Below are 15565 nucleotides of genomic sequence, written 5' to 3'. Positions count from 1 at the left end.
ATGAGTCGACATCCCTGGCGGATCTTCCGTAACGTGGCGCCATCACCGCGATCGGGGAGGAGACCCGGCCATGCGCTACCGCACCGCCGTCGTCATCCCCGTGTCGCGTTTCGAGCTGATTCTCGTGTCTGGTGCGGCCGGCTCCGGCTGCGCCACCGGGGCTGGTCTCTGCCTGTAAACGGCGCAGTCCGCCTTCCGATCAGACTCGAAAGACCGATTCCTCATGCATGTCCGTAACATCGGCATCCTTGCGCACGTCGACGCCGGCAAGACCACGCTCACCGAGCGGATCCTCTTCGCGACCGGCATGACCCACCGCACCGGCGAGGTGCACGACGGCGACACCGTCACCGACTTCGATCCCCAGGAGCGCGACCGTGGCATCACCATCTTCGCGGCGGCGGTCAGCTGCGACTGGGCCGGCCACCGGCTCAACCTGATCGACACGCCGGGGCACGTCGACTTCGCCGACGAGGTGGAGCGGTCGCTGCGGGTGCTGGACGGCGCGATCGCCGTCTTCGACGGCGTCGCCGGGGTGGAGCCGCAGAGCGAGAGCGTCTGGCGGACCGCCGACCGGTACGGCGTACCCCGGATCGCCTTCGTCAACAAGCTGGACCGCCCCGGGGCCGACCTGGACGCGGCCGTGGCCTCGATCCGCGACCGGCTGGAGGTCACGCCGCTGGTGGTGCAGCTGCCGATCGGCCGGGAGGGCGACTTCTCCGGCGTGATCGACCTGGTCAACGACCCCCCACCTCAGGCGAGGGACGCGCGGAGAAGGCTGGAGGAGGCGGTGGCCGAACTGCATCCCGAAGCACTGGAGGAATTAGGCGATATATCGGATACAACGCTGAAAAAGGCGCTTCGCGAATTGACGAAAACCGGACAAGCCGTCGTCGTACTCTGCGGCTCCGCCTACCGGGACAAGGGTGTGGAACCACTGCTCGACGCGGTGGTCGACTACCTGCCGGCGCCCGCCGGCGACCCGGCGAAGGACCTGGTCGCGCTGGTCTTCAAGCGACGGGAACGGCTCACCTACCTGCGCGTCTACGACGGCACGATCACGAAGGGGGACACCGTGTGGGACGCGGGCGCCGGGCGTACCGAACGGATCGCCCGCATCCTGCGGGTGCAGGCCGACCGGCACACCGACATCGACCGTGCGGTGGCCGGCGACATCGTGGCGGTGGCCGGGGTGAAGGCGGCCCGGACCGGTACGACGCTGTCCAGCCGGCAGCGGCCGGTGCTGCTGGAGGCGCCGCGCACGGCTGAGCCGCTGGTGTCGGTGGCGGTCGAGGCGCGTACCCGGGAGGGCGCGCTGAAGCTGCCGGCGGCGCTGGCCGCGCTGACCGGCGAGGATCCGTCGCTGGCCGTGCGCACCGACCCGGAGACCGGGCAGACCCTGCTGTCCGGTCTCGGTGAGCTGCATCTGGAGGTGGCCGTGGAGAAGGTGCGGCAGACCACGGGCCTTGAGCTGACCGTGGGCCGGCCGCGCGTCTCCTACCGGGAGGCGGTGACCGGCGGCGTCACCGGCATGCTCTACCGGCACGTCAAACAGGACGGTGGCGCGGGCCAGTTCGCGCACGTCGTCCTGGACGTGACGCCGGAACCGGGCACGGGTTTCGTGTTCGCGTCCACGGTGACCGGTGGGCGGGTGCCGGCCGAGTACATCCGGGCGGTCGAGGCGGGCTGCCGGGAGGCGCTCGCCGACGGTCCGCTCGGCGGCCATCCGGTGGTCGGGCTGCGGGTCACACTCACCGACGGCCAGACGCATCCGAAGGACTCGTCGGAGATGGCGTTCCGCGCGGCCGGCCGGTTCGGCCTGCGCGCGGCGCTGCGCGCCTGCACGCTGACGCTGCTCGAGCCGGTCGCGGAGGTCACCGTGAGCGCGCCCTCGGACGCGCTCGGCGCGGTGCTCGGCGATCTTGCCGCGCGCCGCGCTCAGGTGACCGATTCGACGGTACGGACGGTGACCGCGACGGTTCCGCTGTCCGAACTGTTCGGGTACGCGACCCGGCTGCGCAGCCGCACGCACGGTCGCGGCACGTTCACCAGCCGTCCGGCCGGCTACCGTCCGGCGGCATAGCGAACGGTCGGCGCCACGATGATCTCATCCGCACGGGGGGATGTCGTGGCGCCGGCCCCCGACCAGGCTCTCGTCATGGCACGAGATGCGGAGACGGCGGTGGGCCGTCCCAACCGACTGGCGATCCTGCTCTCCATGGCGATGTTCGTCCTGGTCGTGGACACCTCGCTGATGAACGTCTCGATCTCGGCGGTGGTCCGGGACCTGGACACCACGGCGAGCCGGGTGCAGTCGGCCATCGCCCTGGAGGCGCTGGTGTCGGCCGCGTTCATCCTGATCGGCGGCAAGGTCGGCGACCTGATCGGGCGCAAACGGGCGTACGTGCTGGGTCTGCTCGGCTACGCGGTCGGCGCGCTGGCGATGACCGTCTCGCACAGTCTGGCCCCGATCGTGGTCTGCTGGGCGCTGATCGGCGGCATCGGCGCGTCCCTGCTGCTGCCGGCCATGCAGTCGCTCATCCACGGCAACTTCGAGGGCAGAGCCCAGACCAAGGTGTACGCCATGGTCGGCGCCGCGGCCGCGATCGCCGCCGCGGTGGGACCGTTGCTCGGCGGTTTCATCACCACGTTCCTGTCCTGGCGGGTCGGGTTCGCACTGGAGGCCGTGATCATCGCGGTGGTGCTGTCCGGCATCGGCCTGATCCAGAACGTCGAGTACACCGGGCCCCGGCAGATCGACCTGGTCGGCGCGGTGCTGTCGGTCGTCGGCATGGGTGGTGTGGTGCTCGGCATCCTGGTCTGGCAGGAGGGCGGCGACCGGGTGTTCGCGCTGATCGGCCTCGGTCTGGTGGCGCTGGCGGGTCTCGCCTACTGGCTGGTGCGGCGCAAGCGGGCGAACCGGCCCGCGCTGCTGGACCCGGCCCTGTTCGACTCCGGCCTGTTCCGGGCCGGGATCACCGGGCAGTTGCTCCAGCAGATCACGCTGGGCGGCATCATGATCGCGCTGCCGATCTACCTCCAGATGGTTCTCGAGTACAACGCGCTCCAGGCCGGCCTGTCGCTGGCGCCGCTGTCGCTGACCATGTTCGCGGTCGCGCTGCTGGCCGGGCGCCGGGCCGGAAAACGCCGCCCCGCGGTCATCATCCGGACCGGATTCCTGCTGCTCAGCCTCGGCACGGCGGCGCTCATCCCGCTGGTGCCGCTGGCCGGTTTCGGCTGGCAGCTGCTGATCCCGCTGGCGGTCGCCGGCGCCGGGCTCGGCCTGCTGGTGTCGCAGCTCAACAACTACACGCTGTCGCCCGTCGAGGAGGAGCGGGTCAGCGAGGCGGCCGCGGTCAACTCGGCGGGCGGGTCGTTCGGCCTGTCGTTCGGGCTCGCCTTCGCCGGTGCGATCATGCTGGCCACGCTCAGCCTGTCGTTCACCACGCTGGCCGACCGCAGCACCGTGCTCGACCCGGGCGAGAAGCAGGAGGTGGCCCACGCCCTGGAGCAGAACGCCGAGGTGATGACGAACGAGCACCTGGACACCCTGCTGGAGGGCAGATCGCCGGAGGTGCACGACGAGATCATCCGGATCAACACCGAGGCCCGGCCGGTCGCGCTCCAGACGGCGCTGATCATCCCGCTGCTGGCCGCGCTGCTCGGGCTGCTCAACGCGTTGCGGATGACCCGCCTGCCCGACCCGCGGCCGTCCAGCGGTGACAGCAACCTGCTCGGCTGATGCCGGAGGTGGTCGCAGGCCCCGGAGTCGAACCGGGCGATCCTCCCTTATGAGGGGTGGCTGGGCGCCACGCCCGCCTGCGGATTGGCGCATGATCATGCGCGATTCGTCACCCGCCCAACACAATGAGCTGCCATCATGCCCGCATGCGTTCAACGGTGGCGGCAGTGCACGAGCTCGTGACCCGGCTGGAGCCGGTCGACAATCTGGAGGGCGAACACCGCGGCCACGTGCTCGGGTGGCTGCGCCGCACCGACGACGTCTACCGGCGGGTCAAGCCGGCCGAGCCGGCGAAACACCTGGTGTCCTACGTGGTGCCGGTCGATCCGGCGGACGGCAGCGTCCTGCTCGTCGAGCACCGCAACGCCGGGCTGTGGCTGCCGCCCGGCGGGCACGTCGAGGTCGGCGAGGAGCCGTACGACACCGCGGTCCGCGAACTCGAGGAGGAGCTCGAGGTGGTGGCGAAACCGTGGGCCGAGCCGCTCTTCCTGACCGTCACCGAGACGGTCGGCCTGGACTCCGGCCACATCGACGTGAGTCTGTGGTACGTCGCCGAGCTGCACCGCGGCCACGAGCTGCGCCCGGACGCCGGCGAGTTCCACCAGGCCCGCTGGTGGACCCCGGTGGAGATCGCCGCGGCCGACCCGGCCCACTTCGACCCGCATCTGGGCCGCTTCCTGAGCAAACTGCCTACCTCAGTACGCGGTAGGTGAGATGGGTGACGCCGGTCCCCTCGATCACGTCGGGATCGGCGAGGCGGATCGGCCCCACCTCCTGCTCGCGGAAGAAGCTGACACCCGCGCCGAGCAGCACCGGCACCACCGACACGACGAGCTCGTCGAGCAGGCCGGCGTCCAGGTACTGCTGGGTGAGCGCCGGGGTGGAGACCGAGACGGTCCGCTCCCCGGCCGTGTCCTGTGCCGCTTCCAGGGCGCTGATGGCGTCGGGGTGGAAGCTGGTCTCCGAGTCCGGCCGGGGCCAGCCGCCGGGCACGGTGTGGCTGACCACGAAGACCGGGCAGCCGGCCGGGTGCCGCCCGCCCCAGCCGTCGGTGCGGTCGAAGAGCCGCCGCCCGCAGATCAGCGCGCCGGTGCCGGTCAGGGCGTGGCGCAGGAAGCCGGCGCTCGCCTTGGAGACGTGGAAGACCCGGCGTGGGTCGGCGCTCGGCACCTCGACGTCGCCGTTCTGGTACCAGCCGAACAGCTCACCGACACCGTCGTTCTCATCCGCGACGAACCCGTCCAGAGACATGGACAGGGCAGCGACGACCTTGCCCATGGCAGGCCTCCTTCTGCGCATCCCTTCTCGCAGGTTTCTCCCCCGCCGGCGGTTCACGCAAGGCGTTCACGCGGCGATTCACTAACGAAGGCGGAGACGGAGGGAGTCGAACCCCCACGAGGCGTCAAACCTCCAACCGCTTTCGAGGCGGCGGCCGGCACCCATCGGCTGGCGTCTCCCTGTCGAACAGTCGGGTCGGCGGGATTCGAACCCGCGACATCTCGCTCCCAAAGCGAGCGCGCTGACCAAGCTGCGCCACGACCCGGTGATTCCTTGCGCGGAGGGCGGGAGATTCGAACTCCCGACAGAGGTTGTCACCCCTGTTGCGGATTAGCAATCCGCCGCCTTGGGCCACTCGGCCAGCCCTCCATCATGGACTCGGCTGCGAGCCCTTGCGTACCCGGAGAGGGATTCGAACCCCCATCCTCCGCGCTCTGAACGCGGCGCCTCTGCCAGTTGGGCTACCCGGGCCTGGTGTTGCACGTGCCCCCGGCGCGATTCGAACGCGCACCGTCCAAGTCCTCAACCTGGTGCCTCTGCCTGTTGGGCCACGAGGGCGTGTGTGTCCCCGGAGAGATTCGAACTCCCGACACCCGGATCCGTAATCCGGTGCTCTCTCCGCTGAGCTACGGGGACATGTCATCCGCTGTGGAATTGTCAAGGGAAACGAAAAGCCGCCCGGTTCCGATGATCGGAAGGGCGGCGCGAAGATCGCTAGCAGGCTGCTAGCCGCGCCACCGCCCCAGCGGTCGGCTCAGGGGAAGCATCAGCTTGGCGGACATCGTTTCCCCTCCTCTTCCTGATCTGACTCGCTCGGTCGGCGCTGAAACCAAGGTAGGCAATGGCAGGGGGACCCGTCCAACGAATTAATCGAGGAAACTGGACGGTATGGGTTACCGGATCCTGGCCGAGGTCACGATGGCCGTGCACTTCCTGTTCATCGCGTTCGTGGTGCTCGGCGGTTTCCTGGCCTGGCGCTGGCCGAAGGTGGTCTGGTTGCACCTGCTGGCGGCCGGGTGGGGCCTGTGCATCGTGCTGTTCGGGCTGAACTGCCCGCTCACCTACGTGGAGGACCGGGCCCGGGAGCGGACCGGCGAGGCGGGGCTGAGCCGTGGGTTCATCGACACGTACCTGACCGGGGTGATCTATCCGGAGCGCTGTCTCGACGAGGTGCGGCTGCTGATCGCGGCCGTGGTGGTCTTCTCCTACGCGGTCGCCGTGCGGCGGTGGCGGGTCAGCCGGGGATGATCGTCTCGACGGTCCGGCGGACCTGATCCGGGGTGGGGGCGGCGCCGGTGCGGTCGGCGAAGAGCAGGTGACCGGTCCCGATCAGCACGGCGCCGAGCACCTCGGTGTCGGCGCCGGCCGCGACCCGGCCGCGGGCCCGCTCGTCCTCCAGGTAGTCGCCGATCATCACGGCCGCGTCGGTGAGCACCGGGACGCCGGCCGTCCAGGTCTCGCGGAGCCGGGCGCGCAGCCCGTCGCGGAAGGTGACCAGCGCGACGATGGCGACCGCGACCGATCCGAAGAGCGACGTCAGGGCGGCGGCCACGTTGCCGGTGACGGTCCCGGTGCCTGCGGCGTCGCGCAGGCCCAGGACCTCGGTGTCCATGCGGTTGGCGCGATCCAGCACGTACTCCGCGAGGAAGGCGTCGAAGTCGGCGAAGTGGCGGTGCAGCACGCCTTTGGCACAGCCGGCGCCCTCGGTGACGGCACGGCTGGTCAGCGCCTCGGGGCCGGATCGCAGCAGGATCCGGTCGGCGGCGTCGAAGAGTTGTTCCCGCACGTCGCGCAGGGCCACACCGGTCGGCACGTGACGAATCTACACGAGCCGCAACTATCCAGGTGGGCATGCGCCCACTAAAGTGGGCGCATGCCCACTAAAAAAGAGATCGCCGAGTCGTTCGGTCTGGACGCCGACCGGTACGACCGCGCCCGCCCCCGCTACCCGAAGGCCATGATCGAGCGGATCGCCGAGTCCGGCCGCGACCTGCTCGACGTCGGCATCGGCACCGGGATCGCGGCCCGCCAGTTCCGCGACGCCGGCTGCCGGGTGCTCGGCGTCGAGCCCGACCCCCGGATGGCCGAAACGGCACGCCGGCACGGCTTCGGAGTCGAGGAGACCCGTTTCGAGGACTGGGAGCCCGGCGGCCGCACCTTCGACGTGGTCGTCGCCGCCCAGGCCTGGCACTGGGTGGACCCGGCCGCCGGCGCCGCGAAGGCCGCCGAGGTCCTGCGCCCCGGCGGCCGGATCGCGCTGTTCTGGAACACCTGGCAGCCCGGCCCCGAGTTGGCCGCCGCGTTCGGCGACGTCTACCGGCGGGTCGCCCCGAGCCTGCCGTTCAACCCGTGGGCGATGGCCGACCCGTACGCGACCGTCGGCGACAAGACCGCCGACGGCCTGACCGGAAACAGGACCTTCACCGAGCCCGAGCAGTGGCGGTACGGGTGGGAGCACGAATACACCCGCGACGACTGGCTCGACCTGGTGCCCACCGCCGGCGGCCACCAGTTGCTGCCACCGGCCGAGCTGGCCGCCCTGCTCGACGGGCTGCGCGAGGTGACCGCGGAACGGTTCACCATGCCGTACACGACGGTGGTGGTCACGGCAACGGCAGCGTAGGCCCGCAGCTGCCGGCCGGGTATTCGCGCAGCGGCACCTTCCCTGCCCGCCACGCCTCGGTGACCGGCTCGACGATGCGCCAGCACCGCTCGGCGGTGTCGGCCCGCACCGACAGGGTCGGGTCGTCCTCGAAGACGCCGCGCAGCACCTCCCCGTACGGTGGAAGGTCGCCCTCGCCGAACTCGGCAGCCAGGGTGACCGGATCGAGCACGAACGGGTCGCCCGGCCCGTTGATGTTGAAGTCGACGGCGAGCCGGTCCGGCCCGAACCCGATGCGCAGCCGGTCCGGCTGGTCGCAGCCGCGCAGCCCGTCCGGCACCCGGGGCGGCTTCTTGAAGGTGATCACCGCTTCCTTGCGCCGGCTGCCGAGCGCCTTGCCGGAACGCAGCCGGAACGGCACCCCGGCCCACCGCCAGGTGTCCACCGCGACGATCAGCTCGGCGAGGGTCTCGGTGCCGCGGTCCGGGTCGACGCCGGGCTCGTCGGCATAGGACGAGAACTGGCGCCCGCCCAGCTCACCGGCGGTGTAGCGGGCGCGCAGGCTGCACTCGGCCGGATCGTCGCTCCACGGCCGGGTGGCGCGCAGCACGTCGGACTTGCGGTCCCGGAACTCGGCGGCCTCCAGGGCGAACGGCGCCTCCATGGCGAGCAGGCCGAGGATCTGGAGCAGGTGACTCTGGATCATGTCGGCCAGCGCGCCGGCGTGGTCGTAGTAGCCGGCCCGGTTCTCCAGGGCCAGGTCCTCGTCGAACACGATCTCCACCGACTCCACGTGGGTGTTGTCGAGCAGCGGCTCGAAGATCCGGTTGGCGAACCGCAGGCCCAGGATGTTGAGCACCGTCGACTTGCCGAGGAAGTGGTCGACCCGGTGCACCCGCTCCTCCGGGACCAGCCGGGCGAGCAGCGCGTTCAGCTCGGCGGCCGCGGCGCTGCCGGTGCCGAACGGCTTCTCCAGCACGAGCCGGGTGCCTTCCGGCAGATCCACGTCGAGCAGCGCCCGGCAGGCTTCGGCGGTCACCGCGGGCGGCAGCGCGAAGAAGATCGCCACCGAGCCGCGGGCCTCCCCGAGCAGTCGCCGCAGGTCGTCGGCGTGCGTGACGTCGGTCCGCAGATAGCGGGTACGGTCGGCGGTCTCCGCGACCGCGGGAGCGTCGCCGAACGCGTCGTGGACCCGGGCGCGCCACCGTGTGTCGTCCCAGTCGTCGACGGCGGCGCCGATCAGGGTGAGGCCGGGCACGTGCCCGGCGGTGAGCAGCGCGCCGAGGCCGGGCAGCAGCAGCCGGCCGGTCAGGTCACCGGTCGCGCCCAGGATGATCAGGGTCTGATCCGTCATGGGCGCTGGATACCCCCGGACACCGGCCGGTACTCGGCCGCGCGCTCGTGTCATCCCCCGGCCCGGGGTCGTTTCATAGAGGTGATCACCACAACCGCCCCGGTCGAGCGCGACCGCGCCCACTACCTGTACCTGGCGGTCATCGTGGCCGCCCTGCTCGGCGTCGCCGTCGGCCTGCTCGCCCCGGAGACCGCGGTCGGGCTGAAGCCGATCGGCACCGGGTTCGTCGACCTGATCCGGATGATGATCGCGCCGGTCATCCTCTGCACGATCGTCCTAGGGGTCGGCTCGATCCGGCAGGCGGCCCGGGTCGGCCGGGTCGGCGGCCTGGCCCTCGCCTACTTCCTCACCATGTCGACGGTGGCGCTGGCGATCGGCCTGGTGGTCGGCAACCTGATCCACCCGGGCTCCGGGATCAACCTGGACGAGACGGCCGCCGCGGCCGGGCGGAAGGCGGCCGGTGCGGAGAGCGCCGAGAGCACCGCCGACTTCCTGCTCGGGATCATCCCGGACAGCCTGCTCTCCCCGCTGGCCACCGGCAACGTGCTCCAGACCCTGTTGGTGGCGCTGCTGGCCGGGTTCGCCCTCCAGTCGCTGGGTGAGCGGTCCGAGCCGGTGCTGCGCGCCGTCGGGCTGTTCCAGCGGCTGGTCTTCCGGATCCTGGCGATGCTGATGTGGCTGGCCCCGTTCGGCGCGTTCGGCGCGATCGCGGCGGTGGTCGGCGCCACCGGTGTGGACGCGCTGATCAGCCTCGCGCAGATCATGCTGGGCTTCTACGTCACCTGCGCGATCTTCGTCCTCGGTGTGCTCGGCGCGGTCCTCTGGCTGGTCGCCCGGATCAACATCTTCCGCCTGCTGCGCTACCTGGGCCGGGAGTTCCTGCTGATCGTGTCGACGTCGTCGTCGGAGTCGGCGCTGCCGCGGCTGATCGCCAAGATGGAGCACGTGGGGGTGAGCCGGCCGGTGGTGGGCATCGCGGTGCCGGCCGGGTATTCGTTCAATCTGGACGGTACGGCCATCTACCTGACGATGGCGTCGCTGTTCGTGGCGCAGGCGATGGGTGACCCGCTGACGGTGCCCGAGCAGATCTCGCTGCTCGCCTTCATGATCATCGCGTCGAAGGGCGCGGCCGGGGTGACCGGGGCGGGCCTGGCCACGCTGGCCGGCGGCCTCCAGAGCCACCGCCCCGACCTGGTCGACGGGGTCGGCCTGATCGTCGGCATCGACCGGTTCATGTCCGAGGCGCGGGCGCTGACCAACTTCGCCGGCAACGCGGTCGCCACCGTGCTGATCGGCGTCTGGACCAGGGAGTTCGACCGCGACCGCGCGCATGCGGTCCTCTCCGGCAACGACCCGTTCGACGAGGAGAGGATGCTGGACGACGACCACGGCGCCCCGGCCCCGCGCCGGGAACCGGCCGGCGCCTGAACAACCGGCTGGCTCCCAGCGCTGTTTCGGACGGCCTGAGACAGCGCTGACAGCCAGCCGTGGATCGTGTCAGCGGCGTGTGCGGGCCGTGCCAGCGGGCACCGGCAACCTTCTCGGCATGACCGAAGATCTGGTGGTGCGCGCCGAGGGGCTGCGCAAGCGATTCGGGAGCACGCAGGCGCTCGACGGGGTCGACCTGTCGATGCGCCGCGGCACCGTGCTGGGAGTGCTCGGGCCCAACGGCGCCGGCAAGACGACCGCGGTACGGGTGCTCGCCACCCTGCTCCGCCCGGACGAGGGACGCGCCTTCGTGGCCGGGATCGACGTGCTCAAGAACCCGCGGCAGGTGCGCCGCAAAATCGGCCTGACCGGCCAGTACGCCTCCGTCGACGAGGACCTCACGGGCGTACAGAATCTGGTGTTGATCGGGCGTCTCCTCGATCTGAGCGGGAGGGACGCGCGGCGCCGGGCCGACGAGCTGCTGGAGTGGTTCGATCTGAGCGAGGCCGCGCGGCGGCCGGCGAAGACCTACTCGGGCGGCATGCGCCGTCGCCTGGACCTGGCCGCGAGCCTGGTCGGGCAGCCTGAGGTGATCTTCCTGGACGAGCCGACGACCGGCCTCGACCCGGCCAAGCGCGAGGACATGTGGGGTGTGGTCCGCACCCAGGTCGCCAGCGGCGCGAGTGTGCTGCTGACCACGCAGTACCTGGAGGAGGCGGACGCGCTCGCCGACGAGATCGTGGTGGTGAACCACGGCAAGGTGATCGCCCACGACACCCCGGACGGCCTGAAGCGCAAGGTCGGCGGCCAGACGCTGCGGGTACGCCCGGCCGACCCGGCCCGGCTGCCGGACGTGCTGCGGCTGCTCGACCTGGTGGCCGCACCGGGCACCGCGGCGAGTCTCGACGAGGCCGCCGGTTCCCGTCCCGGCGCGGCGTCCGTGCCGGTGAGCAGCGACGAGGCACTGGACAAGCTGATCCCGGCGCTGCGTGCCGATCGCGTCGAGGTGACCGAGCTGGCGCTGCATCTGCCCAGCCTGGACGAGGTGTTCCACGCCCTGACCGGGCGTGTCCGGACGGAGGAACTGGTATGACCGCGATCGCCATGCACAGCGCGGCCCTGGCCAAGCGCAGCCTCATCAAGACGATGCGGACACCGGAGGCGCTGATCGACGTCACGATCCAGCCGGTGATCTTCCTGCTGCTGTTCACCTACCTGTTCGGCGGCGCCATCGCGGACGGCGACCGGCACGCGTACCTCCAGTTCCTGTTACCGGGCATGCTGGCGCAGTCGCTGGCCATGGGCGGGGTGGCGCTCGGCCAGAACCTGAACGCGGACATCGAGAAGGGCGTCTTCGACCGGTTCCGGTCGCTGCCGATCTCCCGGGCCGCACCGCTGATCGGTGCGGTGTCCGCCGACGTGATCCGCTATCTGTCGGTGTGCGTGAGCCTGCTGCTCTTCGGCACGATCATGGGGTTCCGGGTGGAGACCGGTGTCCTGCCGGCGCTCGGCGCGGTGGCGCTGTCCATCGGCTTCGGGCTGTGCTTCTGCTGGATCTCGGTCTGGGTCGGCATGATGGTCCGGACCTCCGGCGCGGTGCAGGGCATCATGTTCCTGCTGGTGCTGCCGCTGACGTTCGGCTCCAACGTGTTCGTGTCGACCGACACGCTGCCCGGCTGGTTGCAGGCGTTCGTGGCGGTCAACCCGATCACGCCGCTGGTCGAGGCGATCCGGGGGCTGCTCGTCGGCGGGCCGGTCGCCGGGCCGCTGACCACCACGCTGCTGTGGATGGCCGGGCTGCTGGTGGTGTTCGTGCCGCTGGCGCTGCGCGCCTACTCACGCAGGGCCTGAGGGAGCGCAGGGCCAAGTGTTCGCCGCGCGGGGTCGACCAGACTCCGCGCGGCTTCCGCGTCCAGGGTCCAGCCGACTCCGTACGCCTCCCCGAACCCCTCGTCCCCCAGCGCCGCCCGGGCCTCCGTGGCCACCTTCGCCACGTTGAGGTCGGTGTGGTCGTGGGCCCCTCGCAGCCGGGCCGACGCGCCCAGCAGCACCGCCGCGTCCCGGTGCCGGCCGTGCAGCCCGGCCAGCCCGGCGGCGGCGACCGCCACCAGCGCGAGAATCGGCATGTCGTGGGTCTCCAGGGCGGCCGGGTAGGCGGCCAGCAGCGCCTTCTCCGCCGTACCCGGGTCGCCGCGGCGCAGCGCCACCGACGCCCGGACCGCGCCGACGATGGCGGTGCCGTGGTCGCCGCCCATCATCGGCATCTCCTCGGCGTCCACCCCCAGCCCGTCGGCGGCCCGGTTGATCAGTTCTTCGCCGCGGTCCAGCTCGCCCTGCCAGATCAGCATCCCGGCCTCGAGCGCGTCGACCAGCAGCCCGATCTCCCGGTTCCCGGACCGCTCGGCACGCTGCCGGGCGGTCGCCAGCGCGGCCGTCGCCTCGGCCGGGTCGCCGCGGCGCATGTGCAGGTCGGCCCAGCGCAGGTCGATGAAGATCTCGTCGTTGACGTCCAGCGAACCGAACTCGGCCGCGAACGCCCGGGCCGCCCGTAGATCGGTGAGCGCCCCGTCCAGATCGCCGTCGAACTGGCGGATCAGGGCGCGCAGCGGCAGCACCGACGCCTGACCCCACCGGTCGCCGATCTCGCGGAACGCGTCGAGGGCCGCCCCGGCGTTCACCGCCAGCCCGCGCGTGTCGCCGTCGTTCTCGGCGACCTGGGCCCGGTACATGTGGGCCAGCGCCGCCTTCCACCGGTCCGGCCCGGTGATGAGCTGCTCGATCCGGCGGTCCGCGAGCTCCTTCTCCCCGGCGAAGTAGAGGGCCATGGTGGCGATGACGCCGGCCGGGCCGGGCAGCTCCGGATGCCTGCCGAGCCGCTGGGCGAGGACCCGCAGACGGTCCTGACGGCGCGCGGCGGTCTCCCCGATCGGGGACGGCTCGGTGCCGCCCCGGTTGATGGCCATCACCGCCTCCGCGCAGTCGGCCAGCACCGGGTCGGTGTCGCCGGGCACGGCGAGCGCCTCGGCCAGCCAGTACGCGGCGTCGGCGTGCCGGCCCATCATGTGCCAGTACCAGCACAGGTCCAGCGCGAGCGCGAGCGCAGCCGGGGCGTCCCCGGCGTCGCAGAGGTGACGCAGGGCGGCGAGGGCGTTGTCGTACTCGGCGCGCAGCACCCGGATCGCGGCCATCTGCCCGGCGGTGCGCAGCAGCGGGTCGTGGTGGGCGACCAGCGCGGCCAGGTGCGCGGCCGCCCGGGCCCGGACCTCGCCGAGCACACCCTGCTCGGCGAGACGTTCCAGGCCGTACTCGCGGATCGTCTCCAACATCCGGTAGCGGCCGCCCGGCGCCAGCTGGAGCAGCGACCGGTCGACCAGACCGGCCAGCAGATCGGCGGTGGCGGCGCCGGACCCGCTGACCGCGGCGGCCGAGGCCACCGTGACCCCACCGGGCAGCACCGCGACGTGCTCGGCCATGACACGTTCGGCGTCGTCCAGCAGATCCCAGCTCCAGGCGATCACCGCGCGCAGCGTGCGGTGCCGCGGCTGGGCGGTACGGCTACCGGTGGTGAGCAGCCGGAACCGGTCGGAGAGCCCGTCCGCCAGCTCGGCCAGCCCGAGGGTGCGCAGCCGGGCCGCGGCCAGTTCGAGGGCGAGCGGCAGCCCGTCCAGCCCGCGCACGATCCGGACGATGTCACCCACCGTGCCGTCGCCGACCGTGAACCCGGGCCGCACCGCACCGGCCCGCTCCGCGAACAGCCGCACCGCCGGGGCCCCGGCCGCCTCCACCGCGCGGGCGCCCGGTTCGGGCAGGCCGAGCGGCCCCAACGGCACCAGCGACTCGCCGTCCACCGCGAGCGGCTCCCGGCTGGTCGCCAGCACCCGCAGCCGCGGGCAGCACACCAGCAGCCGCGACAGCAGATGCGCGACCGCGTCGACCAGGTGCTCACAGTTGTCGACGAGCAGCAGGATCTCCCGCCCGCTGAGCCGCTCGGCGAGCACGTCCAGGTCGTCGCGGCCGTCCGGGCGGGCCCGGTTGGCGGTCTCGAACAGCGCCGAGCCGCGCAGCCCCGCCGCGGCCACCACGGCCGCGCCGACCTTCGCCGGTTCGGTCACCGACGCCAGGTCGACCAGCCAGGTCCCGTCCCGGTAGTGGTCGCCGTACCGCCGGGCCGCCTCCAGCGCCAGCCGGGTCTTGCCCGCGCCACCCGGTCCGAGCACGGTGACCAGCCGCCCGCGCGTCAGCAGCGCATCGATCCGGGCCAGGTCGTCCTCCCGCCCGATGAAGCTGGTCAGCGGCGCGGGCAGATTGCCCTCACTCACCCTTTTCGGTGGTCCGGCCTCAGGAACAACACCTCTCGGGGGTACGACCGGAGCACCGCGCAACAACCGCAGATGCCGCTCCCGCAGCGCCGCCCCCGGGTCGGCCCCGAGCTGGTCGGCGAGCCGTTCCCGGATCCGCTCGTAGACGGCGAGCGCCTCGCCCTGCCGCCCCTGACCGGCGAGCGCGTCGATGAGCAGCCCGGCCAGCCGTTCGTTGAGCGGATGCTCGGCCAGCAGCCCGGTCAGCCGGTCCGCGGCCCGGTCCAGCTCACCCAGCGCCACCTCGGCCTCGGCCAGGTCGGCGCCCGCCTCGACGATCACCCGCCCGAGCCGGACGGCGTGGGCCGGCGCCACCTCCCCCAGCTCCGCCGCGACCGGCCCGCGCACCAGCGCGACCGCCTCCCGCAGCACGCCGGCCGCCGCCTGCGGCTGGTCACCGCGCAGCCACTCCCGCCCGTCCGCCACCAGCCGCTCGAACCGGCCGGCATCCACGTCCTCGGCCTCGACCGCCAGCCGGTAGCCGCCCTCGGCCTGGGTGACGGTGTCCCCGCCGCCGAGCAGCCGCCGCAGCCGGGAGATCAGCGACTGCAGGGCGTTGGCCGGATCCCCGGGCTGCTCCTCGGGCCACACCGCGCTGGCGAGTGCCCCGGCCGGAACCGGGCGCCCACCGGCCACCGCGAGCCGCACGAGCAGCCCCCGCAGCCGGGCGCCGGGCACCGTCACATCGACGTCCCCCCGGCACACCCGAAGCTCCCCGAGCAGCCCGACCCGAAGCCGGTCCCCGTTCCCACTCACGCCCCGATCCTCCCCCGGCCACGCCACCACCCCAAATTCAGCGGACC

General features: G+C 72.1%; 12 protein-coding genes and 7 tRNA genes. 8 read left to right on the top strand and 11 right to left on the bottom strand.

All coding sequences use genetic code 11. The annotated features are described in order from the left end of the window. Positions 1–223: 223 nt before the first annotated feature. A complete protein-coding gene (locus IEZ13_RS19080; protein WP_183219571.1) occupies positions 224–2083 on the top strand; it encodes an elongation factor G in 1860 nt (619 codons plus the stop codon). 75 nt (positions 2084–2158) lie between these two features. After that, positions 2159–3742 carry an MFS transporter gene (locus tag IEZ13_RS19075; protein ID WP_183219570.1) on the top strand — a complete coding sequence of 528 codons (1584 nt, stop codon included), beginning with the start codon at positions 2159–2161 and terminating at the stop codon, positions 3740–3742. 9 nt (positions 3743–3751) lie between these two features. Here the strand turns inward: IEZ13_RS19075 and IEZ13_RS19070 are convergent. Beyond that, positions 3752–3824: transfer RNA gene (locus tag IEZ13_RS19070), tRNA-Met, on the bottom strand. Between the two features lie 64 nt (positions 3825–3888). Here IEZ13_RS19070 and IEZ13_RS19065 point away from each other — a divergent pair. Next, positions 3889–4455, top strand: a complete 567-nt coding sequence (locus IEZ13_RS19065) for an NUDIX domain-containing protein (RefSeq protein WP_183219568.1) — start codon at positions 3889–3891, stop codon at positions 4453–4455. Here IEZ13_RS19065 and IEZ13_RS19060 read toward each other — a convergent pair. From IEZ13_RS19060 to IEZ13_RS19030, 7 genes are all read right to left on the bottom strand, one after another. Next, positions 4433–5020, bottom strand: a complete 588-nt coding sequence (locus tag IEZ13_RS19060) for a dihydrofolate reductase family protein (RefSeq protein ID WP_183219566.1) — start codon at positions 5018–5020, stop codon at positions 4433–4435. The genes IEZ13_RS19065 and IEZ13_RS19060 overlap by 23 nt on opposite strands. Before the next feature lie 91 nt (positions 5021–5111). After that, positions 5112–5199, bottom strand: a tRNA-Ser gene (locus IEZ13_RS19055). A gap of 11 nt (positions 5200–5210) precedes the next feature. Then, a tRNA-Pro gene (locus tag IEZ13_RS19050) sits at positions 5211–5285 on the bottom strand. A 13-nt stretch (positions 5286–5298) separates the two neighbouring features. Beyond that, positions 5299–5389: transfer RNA gene (locus IEZ13_RS19045), tRNA-Ser, on the bottom strand. A gap of 28 nt (positions 5390–5417) precedes the next feature. Further along, positions 5418–5491: transfer RNA gene (locus IEZ13_RS19040), tRNA-Leu, on the bottom strand. 13 nt (positions 5492–5504) lie between these two features. After that, positions 5505–5578, bottom strand: a tRNA-Leu gene (locus tag IEZ13_RS19035). Between the two features lie 5 nt (positions 5579–5583). After that, positions 5584–5656, bottom strand: a tRNA-Arg gene (locus IEZ13_RS19030). 252 nt (positions 5657–5908) lie between these two features. Here IEZ13_RS19030 and IEZ13_RS19025 point away from each other — a divergent pair. Further along, entirely contained in the window at positions 5909–6268 is a 360-nt protein-coding gene (locus tag IEZ13_RS19025; RefSeq protein WP_183219565.1) for a DUF2784 domain-containing protein, read from the top strand. Here the strand turns inward: IEZ13_RS19025 and IEZ13_RS19020 are convergent. Next, positions 6255–6833: a TetR/AcrR family transcriptional regulator gene (locus IEZ13_RS19020; RefSeq protein ID WP_183219564.1), complete on the bottom strand. Its 579-nt coding sequence runs from the start codon at positions 6831–6833 to the stop codon at positions 6255–6257. The two genes, IEZ13_RS19025 and IEZ13_RS19020, sit on opposite strands and share 14 nt — an antisense overlap. Positions 6834–6893: 60 nt before the next feature. Between IEZ13_RS19020 and IEZ13_RS19015 the strand changes: the two genes are divergently transcribed. Further along, entirely contained in the window at positions 6894–7643 is a 750-nt protein-coding gene (locus tag IEZ13_RS19015; RefSeq protein ID WP_183219563.1) for a class I SAM-dependent methyltransferase, read from the top strand. Here the strand turns inward: IEZ13_RS19015 and IEZ13_RS19010 are convergent. Next, a complete protein-coding gene (locus tag IEZ13_RS19010) occupies positions 7624–8976 on the bottom strand; it encodes a glucose-6-phosphate dehydrogenase (protein ID WP_183219562.1) in 1353 nt (450 codons plus the stop codon). The genes IEZ13_RS19015 and IEZ13_RS19010 overlap by 20 nt on opposite strands. A gap of 81 nt (positions 8977–9057) precedes the next feature. Between IEZ13_RS19010 and IEZ13_RS19005 the strand changes: the two genes are divergently transcribed. The 3 genes from IEZ13_RS19005 to IEZ13_RS18995 all read left to right on the top strand — a co-directional run bounded on the left by IEZ13_RS19005 (position 9058) and on the right by IEZ13_RS18995 (position 12255). Continuing rightward, complete coding sequence (locus IEZ13_RS19005; RefSeq protein ID WP_183219561.1) at positions 9058–10404, top strand: cation:dicarboxylate symporter family transporter; 1347 nt, start codon at positions 9058–9060, stop codon at positions 10402–10404. 118 nt (positions 10405–10522) lie between these two features. Further along, positions 10523–11497 (top strand): ATP-binding cassette domain-containing protein, encoded by a 975-nt coding sequence (locus IEZ13_RS19000; RefSeq protein WP_183219560.1) that lies wholly within the window; start codon positions 10523–10525, stop codon positions 11495–11497. Then, entirely contained in the window at positions 11494–12255 is a 762-nt protein-coding gene (locus IEZ13_RS18995; RefSeq protein ID WP_183219552.1) for an ABC transporter permease, read from the top strand. Before IEZ13_RS19000 ends, IEZ13_RS18995 begins: the two co-directional genes overlap by 4 nt. On the opposite strand, the gene IEZ13_RS18990 is transcribed toward IEZ13_RS18995, so the two are convergent. Next, a complete protein-coding gene (locus IEZ13_RS18990; protein ID WP_183219550.1) occupies positions 12237–15518 on the bottom strand; it encodes an AfsR/SARP family transcriptional regulator in 3282 nt (1093 codons plus the stop codon). The genes IEZ13_RS18995 and IEZ13_RS18990 overlap by 19 nt on opposite strands. Between the last annotated feature and the right edge of the window lie 47 nt (positions 15519–15565).

The organism is Actinoplanes campanulatus (genome assembly GCF_014647795.1).
Taxonomy (GTDB): domain Bacteria; phylum Actinomycetota; class Actinomycetes; order Mycobacteriales; family Micromonosporaceae; genus Actinoplanes; species Actinoplanes campanulatus.
This window is presented reverse-complemented; position numbering and strand designations above follow the sequence as displayed.

Excerpts from the sequence above, each read along its gene's own strand:
- IEZ13_RS19080 (WP_183219571.1), top strand. The coding sequence starts at position 224 with ATGCATGTCCGTAACATCGGCATCCTTGCGCACGTCGACGCCGGCAAG.
- IEZ13_RS19075 (WP_183219570.1), top strand. The coding sequence starts at position 2,159 with ATGGCACGAGATGCGGAGACGGCGGTGGGCCGTCCCAACCGACTGGCG.
- IEZ13_RS19065 (WP_183219568.1), top strand. The coding sequence starts at position 3,889 with ATGCGTTCAACGGTGGCGGCAGTGCACGAGCTCGTGACCCGGCTGGAG.
- IEZ13_RS19060 (WP_183219566.1), bottom strand. The coding sequence starts at position 5,020 with ATGGGCAAGGTCGTCGCTGCCCTGTCCATGTCTCTGGACGGGTTCGTC.
- IEZ13_RS19025 (WP_183219565.1), top strand. The coding sequence starts at position 5,909 with ATGGGTTACCGGATCCTGGCCGAGGTCACGATGGCCGTGCACTTCCTG.
- IEZ13_RS19015 (WP_183219563.1), top strand. The coding sequence starts at position 6,894 with ATGCCCACTAAAAAAGAGATCGCCGAGTCGTTCGGTCTGGACGCCGAC.
- IEZ13_RS19010 (WP_183219562.1), bottom strand. The coding sequence starts at position 8,976 with ATGACGGATCAGACCCTGATCATCCTGGGCGCGACCGGTGACCTGACC.
- IEZ13_RS19000 (WP_183219560.1), top strand. The coding sequence starts at position 10,523 with ATGACCGAAGATCTGGTGGTGCGCGCCGAGGGGCTGCGCAAGCGATTC.
- IEZ13_RS18995 (WP_183219552.1), top strand. The coding sequence starts at position 11,494 with ATGACCGCGATCGCCATGCACAGCGCGGCCCTGGCCAAGCGCAGCCTC.